Source organism: Acinetobacter sp. YH12046 (assembly GCF_013419905.1).
Classification (GTDB): Bacteria; Pseudomonadota; Gammaproteobacteria; order Pseudomonadales; family Moraxellaceae; genus Acinetobacter.
Map to the genome: position 1 here is coordinate 35,038 of NZ_VOZF01000011.1, position 14,903 is coordinate 49,940.

The window sequence follows — 14,903 nt, forward strand, 5'->3', positions numbered from 1 at the left end:
AAACACAAGGTCTTCTCATGGCTAAACGACAAATTAAACTGGGTGCTTTTATTCCAACGACTTCGCAACATGCGGCAGGTTGGCGCCATCCTGAGTCTCGTCCTCAGGATCATTTAAGTATTGATTATGCGATTGAATTAGCGAAAACTGCTGAACGCGGCCTGTTTGATGCCTATTTCCTTGCAGATGGTCTGGCAGTCAACTGGAGTCATGGTGCTTCCAAACATAATAAGAAGGTCGGTTATAGCGATAAAGTCGTTGGCTTTGAACCCGTCACCTTATTCGCAGCGATTTCAGCCGTCACCCAAAATATTGGTTTTATTGCCACTGCTTCTACGACCTATGAAGAACCGTATCTGTTGGCACGAAAATATGCCTCTTTAGACCATATCAGTAAGGGTCGTGCCGCCTGGAATGTTGTCACCACCATATCTGCTGAAACCGCGCGGAACTTTGGTTTTAGTGCACATCCGGATGCCAAAGTCCGTTATGAGCGCGCGGATGAATTTATTGAAGTTGTACAGAAGCTCTGGGATTCATGGGAAAATGATGCATTCCTCTATGACAAAGAAAGCGGTCATTTCTTTGAGGCATCTAAACAGCACGAACCGCTACATAGCGGCAAATATTTTAATGTCCAAGGTGCACTCAATGTCTCTCGTCCGCCACAAGGCTATCCAGTGATTGTTCAGGCGGGCCAATCTGAAGATGGACGTGAGCTGGCCGCCAAATATGCCGAAGTGATTTTTACCGCCCAGCAAAGCCTGTCTGATGCCCAAGCCTTCTACTGTGATGTCAAAGGACGCCTGGCTAAATATGGCCGTCATCCGGATGATCTAAAAGTAATGCCGGGGGTCTCTGTCTTTGTCGCTAAAACCGAACAGGAAGCCAAAGAAAAATATGAGTTACTGAATCGTCTGATTCATCCAGATGTCGGTTTGGGCTTACTGTCTGGTCTGGCAGGTGATATTGATCTTTCAAACTATGATCTGGATGCTCCATTTCCTCTAGAAGACATTGAGATCAAGTCTAGCCGTCAACAAATAATGTTTGAGATTGCAGCTAAGCATCACTTCAGCATTCGCCAGCTATATGAATATATTGCTTCTGCTCGCGGTCACTGGACGCTGATCGGTACGCCTGAACAGGTGGTTGATCAATTACAGGAGTGGTTTGAAAATGAAGCTGCGGATGGCTTTAATGTATTACCACCGACGACACCTGCCGGTCTGGATGACTTTGTAGATTTCATCGTGCCAGAACTACAACGTCGTGGTCTATTCCGGACTGAATATGAAGGTACAACTTTACGTGAAAACTTAGGATTGAAACGGCCAGAAAATCAGTATGTGATTACGCAACAAAATACTGCGGTTGCCTCTTAAACCATCCATTATAAAAAATGCCCGATAGGGCATTTTTTATTTCTTTAAGTTAAGCACTTGGGTAATTGGTGCTAGTGGAAATGACAACTATGGGCGAGGTTGTGTCGCTGTTGATTTCTGTTTAATTTAAAATGAATGAAGACCCTAGCCTACCAGCAAAACTGACCAGAGCTTGTAAGTAGCAGCTGTTGATCCTTCACGATTGAGAAATTTAATACTTTTAGAATTTCTTTTTTCAACTGCTGTAAACGCGTATTCTGGCGCTTGCGTGGATAAGATAAAGACACCTTTAAAACCTGTTCGATTCGTCCAGGATTAGCCTGCATTACCACAACTGAAGTGCTCAGTAATAAAGCTTCAGCAATATCTTGGGTCGCTAAAATCACGGTAATTTTTTTGGCTTTCCAGATTCGCTGTAATTCTTCATGCAGATGATGACGCATCAGCGCGTCCAGTCCAGCAAAAGGATCATCTAATAATAATATATCCGGTTGAGTAACCAGGCTTTTGGCAATGGCCACTTTCAGATTCATGCCAGCAGACAAGTGCGATGGATAAGCATCCTTAAATGGTGTCAGTTGCAGCAATTCCAGCTGTTCCTGAATTCTTCGGTTTTCCTCTTCTTTGCTTAAAGGGATTTGATGTAAGGCCATGCGGATATTTTCCGTCACACTGAGCCAGTTAAACAGTCGATGATCCTGATAGACAATACTGAGATTTGGAAGATGTTCAGCTGGCTGTTTTCCCTGAATCAGAATCTGTCCCTGTTGATGCTGCTCTAAGCCCTTCAGTAAGCGTAACAATGTGGATTTACCGCAGCCAGCATGCCCTATCACACTGACAAAATCACCTGCATGAATATCCAGATTAATATCTTCGAGGACTTGGGTCTGCTGATCTGGTGCGGTGCTATAACTTTTATATAAATTTTGAATCGTGATTCTACATTGAGAGTGCTCCGTCATTTTTCCTCACCTTTTGCTGCAATACATATTTAATGATTGTTCTAGACTGGATCTATCCTGTTTATGAACTTGGATAAATTTCTGTCTCTTTTAGATCTGCTGAAAATAGGACTCTTTTGACTATAAAAGAGTTTAGGGTAAGGAGTTATCTTGATTTTTTATTTGGTTATCAAAAGCATGTATAGATTTTAATAGTTAGATATAAAATTATATATTTCAATAACTTAAAATTTTTTTCTTCTAGAAAACGTTATTTAAAATATTCCGAACAACCAAATCGCAACAATGCTTAGGGCAATAAAAAACCCGCGAATGCGGGTATTCAAATGGCTCTGCTTACCAGGACAATTTATACTGTTCCAGTTCATGCGGCACAAGCTCGACCTGATCCTGGAAGTCAAGCAAGATGTCATTTTTAATGGCCGCCAGACGGTAGTCTTCACGTTTACGCGGACGTTCCAGATCCACTTTCACAATACGTTTGATTCGTCCCGGATGGGGTTGCATTACCACTACGCGATCACCTAACAATACCGCCTCTTCTACATCATGGGTGACCAGAATAGAGGTGATCTTTTCCGACTGCCAGATCCGCTGTAATTCCTGTTGCAAGTTGGCCCGAGTCAAGGCATCCAAGGCACCAAAAGGTTCATCCAGTAATAAAATTTGTGGACGATTCACCAGACTACGCGCAATTGCCACACGCTGGCTCATCCCCCCGGACAGCTGACTTGGATAGGCAGTTTTAAACTGGCTCAATTGCACCAGCTCCAGATGATAATCAATGAGTTCCTGCTTTTCAGCTTTGCTCAGGCCTGATTTTTCCAGCGCTAAAGCTACATTTTGCTCGACACTCAGCCAAGGGAACAAACGGTGATCCTGAAACACAATCCCGCGATCCAGACTGGTGCCCTGAATCGGTTTGCCATCAATCAAAATACTGCCTTGAAACTCGGCATCAAGGCCCACCAAAAGCCGCAATAAGGTTGATTTACCACAGCCACTATTACCGACAATACTAATGAACTCGCCTGGCTGGATATTCAAATTAATCTGATCTAACACTTGTAACTCTTCCCCATCTTTAGGGAAGAACTTGTCGAGTTTCTGGATCTCGACATGACCCTTAATATTCACCTGTTGATTCATGTTGTTATCTCACATCTTTTATTTATTGGCCGCCTGACGCCAGCGTAAGTTATAGTTTTCAAAGAATTGTGCTGCCTTGGAAAATAACAGCCCGACAATCGCAATAATGGCCATGCCATATAGCACCACTTCCATCTGGAACAGGTTCTGTCCATCCATGATTGGATTGACCACGCCAACCGAGGACACAAAGAAATACTCCGCGCCAACAGTTGCTACCCATGAAAACACCAGCGCAATATTCAAACCGGCAAAAATACTTGGGGCTGCTGCGGGTAAAATCACTTTAAAAAAAGTACGTACCGGACTAAGCTGGAAAATCTGCGCCACTTCCTTAATTTTGACCGGCACATTCTTGACCCCGTCATAGGTATTAAAGAACACCGGATAGAACACCACTAAGGCAATAAAAATCACTTTTGAAACTTCACCGTGTCCAAACCACATGATCATCAGTGGAATCCAGGCAAATACAGCCACGTGTTTAATAGCATTCAGCGTTGGAGAAAAGATTCGATCCAGCCAGACGTTTAGACCCAGGGCCAAACCCAGCACTGCACCAACCACTCCACCGGCAATAAATCCTGCCGTGTTGCGAAGTAGACTGGCGATAATATTTTCTGTCACCTCGCCTGCCTGCCAGCTTTCTACAAAGGCCTGCCATACAGCAGCTGGCGGTGCCAGTAAAGCAGGATCAACCCATTGTTTTGCGGTCACGATCAACCAGGCAACCAACAGAACCAGGGGAATGACCCAGCCGCGATAATCTATTTTTTTCATGATATTCTCTCTATCTAGCCTGATCCCAACCACGGAACTGTTTTTGTATAAGGCGGATAATGACGTCAAAGCCAAATCCCACCAATCCAATCACCACTACAGTTGCCATCACTACATCGAGCTGGAAAATCTGACGGCCATAGACCATCACATAGCCAATCCCTTCACTTGAAGCTAGCAGTTCTACTGCAACCAGAGCACCCCATGAACTTGCCAGAGATAAACGCAGACCACCGATAAAACTGATAAAAGCACCCGGCAGAACCACATTTTTAAATCTGGACCAGGTGCTCAACTGATAAACTTCCGCGACTTCGGTCAATTGCTGTGGAATATTGCGCACGCCTTTAAATACATTGATGGTCATCGGTACCAGCGCGGCTTTAGCAATCAGAATAATCTTGAGGGCTTCATCAATCCCGACCAGTAAAATTAACAGTGGAATCCAGCCAATCACAGGTACCAGATTAATGGCTTTGAATGTGGGCCAGATATAGGCTTCTGCTCGACGCGATAGTCCCATGGTCAGACCTAAGACCAGTGCCAGTACAATGCCGGCACTGAACCCATAGCCAATTCGGCTCAGACTGACACTCAAATTGCTCCACAGTTCGCCAGTTTGATACAGATCTTTCAGGGCCACCCAGACCAGTTCAGGTGCAGGCAGCAATAAAGGATTCACCCAGTTCCGTTCTACCGACACATGCCACAGATAGAGCAACGCGATGGGGAAAATGACTCCAATTCCCCATATGAACACCTGATTCTGTTTTAAAAAATTCAGAATACTTTTTCGGTTCAATCTGGATGCAGCATTGTCCTGTGTCGGTATCTTGGCTGTTTCAAGCTCGATTTCCTGTAACATCACTCAACCTCCTCAAGGGCATGATGGTTATTGCCCATTGGCATTCAGAGGTTTCCAATAGTTCTGTAAATTCAGCGTTTTTAAAGCATTATTGACATACTTCGGCTCAATCCAGGAATCAACATCGACATTACCGCGAATCAGTTTCAAATCTTGACCCGCTTTAAGCTTCTGCTTAATGAGTGACACGTTATAGGCATCAAAAATCGGGGCACTATGACGTTTCAGATCTACCCCAATATGGGCTTTATTGATGTTGCTATACGATATTCCAGATTTTGCCCAGAGTTTAAACAGGGCATCTTTATTAGCGGGCTTGCTTTCCCAAGCCGCTTGTTTGACCAGCACATTCACTACACGCTGAACCACTTCAGGATATTTTTGCTCAAACTTGGAATTCACCAGTACATAGCCTGAGGTTTTATAGAGATCAGGTTCATTTTTGGTACTATAAATAATCTTGGCAATACCGCGATCGACTACAGGAAAAATATAGCTACTGCTCCAGATTGCATCAATATCACCACTGGCTAAAGCGGAATACGCCACTGGGCCATCCATGTTGACAAAACGGAAGTCTTTCTCACTGAATCCGTATTTTTTGACCACATTAATAATCGATAAATGCAGATTGGTTCCTTTAAAGAAGCCTATTCGTTTCCCTTTTAAATCAGCAATCGATTTAGCCGGAGAACCCGGTGCTACCACCAGATAAGTATTATCCTGTGAGCCAGCCATGGCGACCAGTTTAGTGTCCAGACGACTGGCTTTGCCAATCAGTCCAGGCAAATCACCAATCCAGGTAATATCGACCAGACCATTCGCATAAGATTCATTAATCGCAGGACCCGCTCCTTTAAAGTTATTCCATTGTACTTTGATGCCATCTTTCTGGAATTCTTTTTCAAATAAACCCAAGGTCTGTGCAGTCGCATAGTAATTACCATAACCTACAGGGCGATTACCTGTACCGACCATCGGCGAAGCAAAACGGATCACGCTGGGTTTCGCCTCTGCGGCAGAGGTCTGAATCGCTGGCAGCAGTGTTGTTGTAGAGAGAAGGCCAGCAAATAATACTTTTGACCATTTAAACATGTGAAAATTCCTCAAAATATAAAATTAGAATCCGTACTGGAATTGTGCGACCAGTTCGTTATAGCTCTTGTTTGTAATGTCATTGTTGACATGATTCAGGTTGATCTGAAACTTGGTGGTTTCCGCAAAGAATGCATTCAGGCCCAGACTGTGAATATCAACAGTTTGATCGGCTAAATTCTTGTCACGATCAATGGTGTCGTAGCGATAGAAGGCCTGGTAAGACTTTGGCCACCAGTCGTCATAACGGCCCTGATTACGGAATCCTTTGACAAACTGCTCACCAAAGTTCCAGAACAAGGTACCTGTGTGCGACTCACTTTCACGCTTATAGGTCTGTGCAGTTTGTGAAATGTAGGTGTCATCTTCACCTTGTACATATTCATAGGTCACACCGAATGGATGGTGGTTATAGTAAATATCGAAGCCTTTACGCAGCACATCGCCCTTACCAGCAAAGGCCGCGCTGGTACCATCAATTTCAAATAGATTGCTCTTGCCTTGATACCAGGACAGACCAAAACTCAGTTCACGCAGCCATGAGTTATATTCCGCAGGCAAGGTATAACGCAGACGTCCAATAAAGTTTTTGTCATCATTGTCATCCGATTTATTGGCTCCATTACCATTCACCAGACCAAAGGCATAGCTAATCATTGGTGAGCGATAGTTATATCCATAGTCCACGGTTGGTAAGGCATCCCCACGTACAATCAAGCCGACTTCACGCAGTGCCAGTCCATAACCTAGGCCCGGCAAACTGAACAAGGCATTGTTAATGGTAGGTTTTAGGTCTTCAGTGGCCTGAACTTCCTGGCCAAATGGTAACAGTTGCTGACCTAAAGTAACGCTCAAGCGCCCCGTGTCGGCACTTAAGGTTGGCAATACGTGATAAGTCAGTTGCGCATCCAATAAGTTCAGATAACTGTTATTGGTCCCTGTCTGTGGAGAAGTACCAAAACGCAGATTGAAATCCAGGTTTTTGCCTTCTTCATAGTCTTTATACAGATTGCCAATAAAACCAATTTGGACTGCACCTAAATCAAATGAAGAATGGCGGTCTTGAACAACCATCCCGGTATTGGTACCCGTAGGTGGAGTGCGCTGTGCTTCATCGATATAAGAAGCTTTGGCCTGCACGACTCCATTAATCAGCAGTTGACGTGTTGATAATGCCGTTTTGGTATCGCGGTCACGTTGTACCTGATATTTATAGTTTTCCAGATCGCTTTGCAGACCTTGCAACTCGGCACGTGTCACAAAGCTTTGGTCATCATCAAATTCAGTTTCTGCATCAGCAGATAGTTCAGCCTCATCAGCAGTAGTGGCTTCTGTAACGGCTTCGTTCTGATTCTGAATCTGCGCTAACTGGGTTTTTAATTGTTTTAATGACTGCTCGAGTTGACTGACCTGTTGTTGTAACTGACCTACCTCCGCATCTGCATGCGTTAAGCCAATACTCGCGCTTAGCAGAGTCAGTACCGTTGCCCCTTGTTTAAAATATTGCTTCATACAATCGACACACCTACAGTTTTGCCAGTGAAACATCAGTCGATTTGATCAGCACAATCACCTGACTTCCTACCTGCAAATCCAGCTCTTCTACAGAACGTGTCGTAATTACCGAAGTGAAAATACCCGAAGCAGTCACCACATCGACTTCAGAAACCACATCACCTTTTACAATTTCCTGAATAGTACCTTTTAACTGGTTACGCACATTAATAGATTGAATTGTCATTATTAATTCCTGTTGTTTTGGTTGGAATTAATATGCATGATTTTTAATATGCAGAAAAATAATATAAATAGATTTTGATATATTATTTTATAAAATCCAAAAATATTATTTTAAATCCATTTAATCTGATAATTTAAATATTCTTTGTCTTTAATCACGATATTTTCATATTGCCAATCCAGAATATTTTGACTCGCCAGATTCTTTATCTCTTTATTAATGGTTTGGCGTGAGGCAGAGAGTAAATCTGCTAAATCATGCTGGGAGATCTTGAGTTTAATTTCAGTTCCCAGAGGATGAGATCGACCATACTGAATCGAAAGGTCATGCAAAACCTTGCATACTTTTTGATGTAAATTAGCGACTTGCAGGAATTTGACCTGCTGGATCAGATATTGCATCCGATGGCTGAGAATATTTAAAGCATCCTGCTTTAAGTAATTGTTATCATTTATTTCTTCTATAAATATATGCTGTGGAATTTGCAGGACCTTGACCTGATTAAAAGCATAATAATCATAATCAATCACTTGTGTATTGAGGCAAGGAAGCAGGTTAATCAGATGCTTTTCCGAGAAATAATTAAAGGCATGAAAACGACCTGATGGGCTTAAATATCCAATCTGGATAATCCCATCAAGCAATATATATAAAGCAGTATGGCAATTTTCTTTATTTAATATCAAATCGCCTTTTTGATATTTTCGAATCGTTGAATATTTTAAAATATAATCCAGCTTATCCTCAGAGATATTTTTAAATATATTTTTTAATATGTCATAATCCACATTATTTTTTGCAGTATGAATTTTCATAAAATGATCCACCCTATATTTTATTTAAATATTAGATGGATCATTAATGACTGGCGAATCATTTATTCTTGATTCTTTAGCTATTTATATGCAAAGTTTCCAATTGAATAAGAATTACTTATGAAACTTTTTCATAAATACCGTCTTCGCTGTTATAGCGGAAGTTGCTAATGTCCTGCTTGACATCTTTACGCAGTTCACGGCTTGGACGGCCATCCACACCGACTGGCACATCACCCTCTAAAGTTACACGGCGTACTACACGGTGCTGGTCACCATAATCATTAATCGCACGGTGTTGCGTTGCACGGTTATCCCAGATCGCCACATCACCTGCACTCCAGCGCCAGCTGACAATATTTTCCAGCTTCTCTACATAACTTTGGAACAGGTCGAATAAACGGCGTGATTCACTTGAGCTATAACCGACCAAGCTCTTAAAGAAATGGCCCAATAACAAGGTTTTTTCACCTGTTTCAGGATGAACGCGTACTAATGGATGTTCAGTTTCATATTCAGTTGAATTGAAGTAGTTTTTATATTTTTCCAAAGCTTCTTTTGGAACACTGACTTTTGCAGCATAGTCAAAGTTGTTGCTGTGGATCGCACGCAAGCTATCCGCCAGTGTTTTCAGTTCTTCAGGTAAATCATTGTAGGCAGCGGTTGTATTTGCCCATACGGTATTGCCACCTACTGCGGGTGCAACCACGCTACGCAGGATAGAAGCTTTTGGATAGGCATCAATAAAACTGATGTCCGTATGCCAGCTGTCTGCACGAGCACCACGTGAATCAATTTCCAGAATATGTGCAGAGCCATCTTTTACCGGCACAGTCGGGTGATTTAACGGCGTGCCTAAACGTGCTGCAAAGGCTTCTTGGGCGACATCATCCAGATGTTGCTGATCTTTAAAGAAGATCGCTTTATGCTGCAATAATGCCTGATTGATTTCATTCACCACTTCATCAGCCAAATCTGCTGACAGTTTTACGCCCTGGATTTCAGCGCCAATACGGCCACCAATTGGTTGTACCTGGATGTGTTTATATTCATAAGCCATGATCATTTCCTCTATCTATAATTATGTCGACCTTCGGTCTGTGAAATCATCATGCCGAATCGGCTTATCTAACGCTGTCAATTTATTGACATTCTTATGCACCATTTTTGATTTATAAAATACTTTAGCTGCTTAAGTTTTCGGGCATAAAAAAACCCGCTTACGCGGGCTTTGATCAGGGTGTTTTAAGCTGACTTTTTCTTCTGCTTGCCGAGGCGGGTAGCTAAAGCCGTGACTTTCTGATAGCCAGTTGGCATAAGGCGCTGAATTAAATCAATCGCTTTGGCATCATTTCCAATCAGCAGACGGCGTTTATCTTTTTGTACCGCTTCCAGAATTTGACGCGCTGCTTCTTCCGGTGGACAACGCAGCAGCTTATTGAAATTCTGTGCAGATTTTTCCGGGTGCATTCCCAGACTACGAATACTGTCATTCATTTTCGCTGCAATGGCGATATTGGTACGGATTCCGCCTGGGTGTACACAGAGTGCGCTTACGCCGCAGTTTTCCATATCCAGTTCCTGACGCAAGGATTCAGTAAAACCACGCACAGCGAATTTAGTGGCATTATAAGCGGACTGGGTTGGCTGGGCAGTTAAACCGAACAAGCTGGAAATATTAATGACATGACCATCACCGGTTTTCTTGATTAAAGGCAGGAACTCTTTGGTGCCATAGACCACGCCCCAGAAGTTAATGCCGACGATCCATTCCAGCTCTTCATAGCTGGCGCCTTCTACGGTAGAACCAAGGGCAACACCAGCATTGTTAAAAATCATATTCACGCTGCCATGATCTTTCTCGACCTCAGCGGCCCAAGCGTGCATTTCTTCCAGATTAGCCACATTGACCTTTTTGGTTGTGACACGAACATCAGTACCTTTCAGCAGCTCAACGGTTTTAGCCAGGCCCTGTTCATTCACATCACTGAGTGCTAAATGACAGCCCTGCTTTGCTAAAAGCACCGCAAGTTGTTGACCGATACCTGAACCTGCGCCAGTAATGGCCGCGACCTTATTATTAAAATTTTTCATTGAATTTCCTTGATTAAAACACTGCCCTTCCATGACAGCCTGTTTTTCTGTCGCATAGGGATACAGCACATTATTTCAATATAGTTTTGACAATCCATATTGTCAATAATTCCAGCATGTCTCTACGGGCCAATTTTCAAGCTTGAATTTCAGCATAGGTCAAAGCCGGATTTATTGATAAGATACTTAAAATCTCAAGCAGATGAGTCTATGGTCTTTATGACGGATGCAGTAAATTCAGGACAAAAACTAGCAAGTAAAAGTAAGGAACGCCAGTTTAAAGGACTTTCCATGGCTGAGCGTCAGCAGGCGCGTCGTGAAAAGCTGATTGAGGCCGGGATTGAGGCGTATGGTCGTCATGGTTTCTTTTCAGTCACAGTGAAGGATATCTGTAACGAAGCCAAACTGACTGAACGTTATTTTTATGAATCCTTTAAGAAAAGCGAACATCTGTTCCAGACTATTTTCCTCAAGCTGATTGACCAGTTACAGCAGAATGTCATGCAAGCCATGATGCAGGCTTCTTCTGATCCAAAGAAAATGATCGAAGCCGGTCTGACTGCCTTGCTGACGACCTTACGTGACAATCCGGGTATGGCACGAATTATTTATATCGATGCGATGCTGGTTCAGGAACTGCATAATCAGGCCACGATTCATGAAACCATGGGCCGTTTCGACCGTATGATTCAGGCCTTTGTCATGCTGATGATGCCGAACCTTAATCGTTCTGAACGAGAGATTTCCCTGGTCTCGACCGGACTTAATGGTTATGTCACCCAGATTGCGATTCGCTGGGTCATGAGCGGCTTTAAGCAGTCTTTGGAAGAAATTCTGTCTTCCTGTAGTCTGGTGTTCTTTGCTTTACTAGATACTTTGGGTACAGAAAAACCGGCGGATCCGGTTAGATAATTTTTAAATCAGGATAAGGTCTACGTAGATCTAGCTCTCAGTGATCTACAAGATTTTGAATTAAGACCCTCTTATAAAATAACAGCTTAAATTGTGACAAATCTTTGCAGAAGACCACGGAACTACCTATTCTGCAATGATACTGTCATAATTAATCTTTGTAATAAGCCTGTCATAAATATAAAACGGTCCACCGTTTGCATGAAATAGGGTATTGCGCTGTGAAAGATGACTACATTCTAATTGTTGATGATGAACTGCCGATTCGTGAAATGATCCATACTGCTCTGGATATGGCAGGCTTTCAATGTTTACAGGCAGAAGATGCCAAGCAGGCTCATCAAATGATTGTGGACCAGCGTCCAGCATTGATTTTGCTGGACTGGATGATGCCAGGTGGCGTGAGTGGTGTGGATCTCTGTCGTCGTCTGAAACGTGATGAAAACCTGTCCGAAATTCCGGTCATCATGTTGACCGCGCGTGGTGAAGAAGATCATAAGGTTCAGGGACTGGATGCCGGTGCCGATGACTATATGACCAAGCCATTTTCGACCCGTGAGCTGGTTTCACGCATTAAAGCCGTCCTGCGTCGTTCCAATGCCCTCAGCGGTGAAAAATCCATTGATGCTAACGGATTGGTATTAGATCCGGTCAGTCAGCGCGTGAATTTTGGCAGTACTATACTGGACATGGGACCCACTGAATATCGTCTCTTGGCATTTTTCATGACCCATCCGGAACGTGCTTATACCCGTGCGCAATTGCTGGATCAGGTTTGGGGTGGCAACGTCTATATTGAAGACCGGACTATTGATGTGCATATCCGTCGCCTACGCAAGGTGCTTGAACCTTATGGCGCTGACCGCTATGTACAGACTGTACGTGGCACCGGTTACCGTTTCTCGACTCGTGCCGACGTTGCACTCGGTTAATTATTTTTAGGTAAATCTTGTTTTATGTATGAGCCCTATCCTGTTCCCGAACTGTCACACGAGCACAAAAGACTCCGTTACAGCAGCCTATGGGATTTTGCCAAGCAAGATTTACGTCTACTTCTTCTCTTCCTGGTCATTGCCAGTTGTATTGGTCTAGGCATCGGTTATTTCTGGATCTGTATCGTTCTGGCCTTTGTTGCCTTCTTTGGCACACAGTTGCGTTCACTCTACCTGGTCAATGAATGGATCTCGAACCGTCCCTATGATGTACCGCCAAATATTAACGGGATCTGGGGGGCTTTACTGTTCAATGTCTATCGGGCCCAGCGTCAGGAACGTGTTGTTCAGGCGGAGATGGTCGAGCTGATTGACCGTGCACAATCCTCGCTAGTCGCCCTACAAGAAGCCGTGGTACTGATTGATGAAAACCAGCAGATTGAATGGTGGAATCCAGCTGCAGAACGCTTATTAGGGATTGGTCAGGAAGATCGCGGCCGTAATATCCTGAGTTTGTTACGTCAGCCAAATTTCATTGATTACTATCATCATATTGATGATGCACCTGATGGCCTTAAAATGAAGTCTTCGATATTCGAAGATCATTATGTGCAAATCAAAATGACCCGTTTTGGCGGTGAAAGTCGTTTGCTGGTCGCCTATGATGTGACCCGAATGCATAATCTGGAACAGATGCGTAAGGACTTTGTCGATAATATTTCGCATGAACTGCGTACCCCTTTGACTGTGCTCAGCGGTTATATCGAAACCTTTACCGATCAGGAAGATATTAGCCCGCGCTGGAAACGCGCCTTTGACCAGATGCAGTCCCAGACTCGTCGCATGAATGCACTAGTGAATGACCTGTTGCTGCTATCCCGTCTGGAAAATGACAAGAATATTGCCAAGAACCAGATTATTGATATGCCGAATCTGATGAACCAGCTGTTTGATGATGCGCAAGCCTATAACGTGGATTATGGCCATACCCTAAATCTGGATATTGATAGTCACTGTGACCTGATCGGCTCAGATATGGAAATTGCCAGTGCCTTCAGTAACCTGATTACCAATGCTATCAAGTACACGCCTAAAGGTGGAACTGTCACCATGGGCTGGCATGATGATGGTGAATCGGCCTATTTTGTCGTAGAAGATACCGGAATTGGGATTGATCCTAAACACTTGCCTCGCTTGACCGAACGTTTCTACCGGGTAGATTCTGACCGTAGCCGCCGTACTGGTGGCACAGGACTGGGTCTGGCGATTGTGAAGCATGTACTGATGCAACATCAGGCCCAGCTCGAAATTGATTCCCATGAAAATCAGGGATCCACCTTTAAGGTGATTTTCCCTAAAGAACGTCTCAGTTTCCCAGACTGATTCAAAAATAAAAAAAGGTGCAAATCGCACCTTTTCTTTTTTAGCGAAGGCTTTAAGACTTTAATGCCTGCTCCTTGGATAAGGCCCGGAAATAAGCCGCACGATGCGAGATCCGTTCCAGATAGGCTTGAATCGCCGGATAGCTTTTACCGGTACGGCTTTGCATGGCTTCAAGTGGGAAGCTCATCTGGATATCCGCAAAACTGAAACGACCGGCAAAATATTCATGCTGGCTTAAATGATCTTCCAGAAACTGGATATGGTCTTTTAGACGGCTTTGTACAAACTGCTTTTTTACCCCTTCACAAATTGTTTTAGCCACGGGACGAACCAGAAATGGCACTTGCTCAGGAACTTTGGTCATCACCAGTTGCATGACCAGCAAAGGCATCAAAGACCCTTCTGCATAATGCATCCAGTAGCGGTATTGCGCCTTGTTCTCGGCACTGATCGGCTGAAACTGATGGGTCGAATCATAGGTTTCTTGGAGATACTCCAGAATGGCGGCAGACTCAGCCAGTACCAGATTCTGATCTTCCAGAATCGGGGCTTTACCCAGAGGATGAACCTGTTTCAAAGCAGGCGGAGCAGAATAGTTAGGCAGGCGTTTGTAATACTTGATCTCATAATCAAGTTCCAGCTCTTCCAAGGCCCACATGATTCGAAATGATCTTGATTGTTCGAGATGATGTAAAACACGCATATTAGACTCATGATTTTATTGTTATTACTGCGTGAGCATAGCAAAAAGTCTGGCTCTAACTAAAGAGTTTATCAGTCTACTTAC

15 protein-coding genes are annotated in these 14,903 nt (G+C 43.6%); 4 read left to right on the forward strand and 11 right to left on the reverse strand.

The genetic code is table 11. The features are described from left to right. The first annotated feature begins 17 nt into the window (after positions 1 to 17). Positions 18 to 1,385 (forward strand): LLM class flavin-dependent oxidoreductase, encoded by a 1,368-nt coding sequence (locus FTU03_RS08355; protein ID WP_179992723.1) that lies wholly within the window; start codon positions 18 to 20, stop codon positions 1,383 to 1,385. A gap of 149 nt (positions 1,386 to 1,534) precedes the next feature. Here the strand turns inward: FTU03_RS08355 and FTU03_RS08360 are convergent, their stop codons facing one another. From FTU03_RS08360 to FTU03_RS08405, 10 genes are all read right to left on the reverse strand, one after another. Continuing rightward, positions 1,535 to 2,350: an ABC transporter ATP-binding protein gene (locus tag FTU03_RS08360; protein ID WP_179992724.1), complete on the reverse strand. Its 816-nt coding sequence runs from the start codon at positions 2,348 to 2,350 to the stop codon at positions 1,535 to 1,537. A 336-nt stretch (positions 2,351 to 2,686) separates the two neighbouring features. After that, positions 2,687 to 3,499 (reverse strand): ABC transporter ATP-binding protein, encoded by an 813-nt coding sequence (locus FTU03_RS08365; RefSeq protein WP_179992725.1) that lies wholly within the window; start codon positions 3,497 to 3,499, stop codon positions 2,687 to 2,689. Between the two features lie 18 nt (positions 3,500 to 3,517). Then, the gene (locus tag FTU03_RS08370) at positions 3,518 to 4,279 is read right to left on the reverse strand and encodes an ABC transporter permease (protein WP_179992726.1); all 762 of its coding nucleotides are present in this window, start codon (positions 4,277 to 4,279) and stop codon (positions 3,518 to 3,520) included. A 10-nt stretch (positions 4,280 to 4,289) separates the two neighbouring features. Continuing rightward, complete coding sequence (locus tag FTU03_RS08375; protein WP_179992754.1) at positions 4,290 to 5,144, reverse strand: ABC transporter permease; 855 nt, start codon at positions 5,142 to 5,144, stop codon at positions 4,290 to 4,292. Positions 5,145 to 5,171: 27 nt separating this feature from the next. Further along, complete coding sequence (locus FTU03_RS08380) at positions 5,172 to 6,239, reverse strand: ABC transporter substrate-binding protein (RefSeq protein WP_179992727.1); 1,068 nt, start codon at positions 6,237 to 6,239, stop codon at positions 5,172 to 5,174. Between the two features lie 24 nt (positions 6,240 to 6,263). Next, positions 6,264 to 7,751 (reverse strand): hypothetical protein, encoded by a 1,488-nt coding sequence (locus FTU03_RS08385; protein ID WP_179992728.1) that lies wholly within the window; start codon positions 7,749 to 7,751, stop codon positions 6,264 to 6,266. 13 nt (positions 7,752 to 7,764) lie between these two features. Next, positions 7,765 to 7,980: a molybdopterin-binding protein gene (locus tag FTU03_RS08390; protein WP_179992729.1), complete on the reverse strand. Its 216-nt coding sequence runs from the start codon at positions 7,978 to 7,980 to the stop codon at positions 7,765 to 7,767. A 110-nt stretch (positions 7,981 to 8,090) separates the two neighbouring features. Further along, complete coding sequence (locus FTU03_RS08395; RefSeq protein ID WP_179992730.1) at positions 8,091 to 8,795, reverse strand: Crp/Fnr family transcriptional regulator; 705 nt, start codon at positions 8,793 to 8,795, stop codon at positions 8,091 to 8,093. Positions 8,796 to 8,913: 118 nt separating this feature from the next. Continuing rightward, entirely contained in the window at positions 8,914 to 9,855 is a 942-nt protein-coding gene (locus tag FTU03_RS08400) for a TauD/TfdA family dioxygenase (protein ID WP_179992731.1), read from the reverse strand. A gap of 185 nt (positions 9,856 to 10,040) precedes the next feature. Next, positions 10,041 to 10,889: an SDR family oxidoreductase gene (locus FTU03_RS08405; RefSeq protein WP_179992732.1), complete on the reverse strand. Its 849-nt coding sequence runs from the start codon at positions 10,887 to 10,889 to the stop codon at positions 10,041 to 10,043. 219 nt (positions 10,890 to 11,108) lie between these two features. Here FTU03_RS08405 and FTU03_RS08410 point away from each other — a divergent pair, with 219 nt between their 5' ends. From FTU03_RS08410 to phoR, 3 genes are all read left to right on the forward strand, one after another. Further along, a complete protein-coding gene (locus FTU03_RS08410) occupies positions 11,109 to 11,801 on the forward strand; it encodes a TetR/AcrR family transcriptional regulator (protein ID WP_179992733.1) in 693 nt (230 codons plus the stop codon). A gap of 221 nt (positions 11,802 to 12,022) precedes the next feature. Then, the gene (gene phoB, locus FTU03_RS08415) at positions 12,023 to 12,733 is read left to right on the forward strand and encodes a phosphate regulon transcriptional regulator PhoB (protein ID WP_159124126.1); all 711 of its coding nucleotides are present in this window, start codon (positions 12,023 to 12,025) and stop codon (positions 12,731 to 12,733) included. 24 nt (positions 12,734 to 12,757) lie between these two features. Continuing rightward, on the forward strand, positions 12,758 to 14,116 hold the full coding sequence (gene phoR, locus FTU03_RS08420; RefSeq protein WP_179992734.1) for a phosphate regulon sensor histidine kinase PhoR: 1,359 nt from the start codon (positions 12,758 to 12,760) through the stop codon (positions 14,114 to 14,116). A gap of 52 nt (positions 14,117 to 14,168) precedes the next feature. Here the strand turns inward: phoR and FTU03_RS08425 are convergent, their stop codons facing one another. Beyond that, the gene (locus tag FTU03_RS08425; RefSeq protein ID WP_179992735.1) at positions 14,169 to 14,819 is read right to left on the reverse strand and encodes a glutathione S-transferase; all 651 of its coding nucleotides are present in this window, start codon (positions 14,817 to 14,819) and stop codon (positions 14,169 to 14,171) included. Positions 14,820 to 14,903 lie beyond the last annotated feature (84 nt).

What these genes read in the sequence shown, in the direction of transcription:
- FTU03_RS08355 (WP_179992723.1), top strand. Translation starts at nt 18, where the DNA reads ATGGCTAAACGACAAATTAAACTGGGTGCTTTTATTCCAACGACTTCG.
- FTU03_RS08360 (WP_179992724.1), bottom strand. Translation starts at nt 2,350, where the DNA reads ATGACGGAGCACTCTCAATGTAGAATCACGATTCAAAATTTATATAAA.
- FTU03_RS08365 (WP_179992725.1), bottom strand. Translation starts at nt 3,499, where the DNA reads ATGAATCAACAGGTGAATATTAAGGGTCATGTCGAGATCCAGAAACTC.
- FTU03_RS08370 (WP_179992726.1), bottom strand. Translation starts at nt 4,279, where the DNA reads ATGAAAAAAATAGATTATCGCGGCTGGGTCATTCCCCTGGTTCTGTTG.
- FTU03_RS08375 (WP_179992754.1), bottom strand. Translation starts at nt 5,144, where the DNA reads ATGTTACAGGAAATCGAGCTTGAAACAGCCAAGATACCGACACAGGAC.
- FTU03_RS08380 (WP_179992727.1), bottom strand. Translation starts at nt 6,239, where the DNA reads ATGTTTAAATGGTCAAAAGTATTATTTGCTGGCCTTCTCTCTACAACA.
- FTU03_RS08385 (WP_179992728.1), bottom strand. Translation starts at nt 7,751, where the DNA reads ATGAAGCAATATTTTAAACAAGGGGCAACGGTACTGACTCTGCTAAGC.
- FTU03_RS08390 (WP_179992729.1), bottom strand. Translation starts at nt 7,980, where the DNA reads ATGACAATTCAATCTATTAATGTGCGTAACCAGTTAAAAGGTACTATT.
- FTU03_RS08395 (WP_179992730.1), bottom strand. Translation starts at nt 8,795, where the DNA reads ATGAAAATTCATACTGCAAAAAATAATGTGGATTATGACATATTAAAA.
- FTU03_RS08400 (WP_179992731.1), bottom strand. Translation starts at nt 9,855, where the DNA reads ATGGCTTATGAATATAAACACATCCAGGTACAACCAATTGGTGGCCGT.
- FTU03_RS08405 (WP_179992732.1), bottom strand. Translation starts at nt 10,889, where the DNA reads ATGAAAAATTTTAATAATAAGGTCGCGGCCATTACTGGCGCAGGTTCA.
- FTU03_RS08410 (WP_179992733.1), top strand. Translation starts at nt 11,109, where the DNA reads ATGACGGATGCAGTAAATTCAGGACAAAAACTAGCAAGTAAAAGTAAG.
- phoR (WP_179992734.1), top strand. Translation starts at nt 12,758, where the DNA reads ATGTATGAGCCCTATCCTGTTCCCGAACTGTCACACGAGCACAAAAGA.
- FTU03_RS08425 (WP_179992735.1), bottom strand. Translation starts at nt 14,819, where the DNA reads ATGCGTGTTTTACATCATCTCGAACAATCAAGATCATTTCGAATCATG.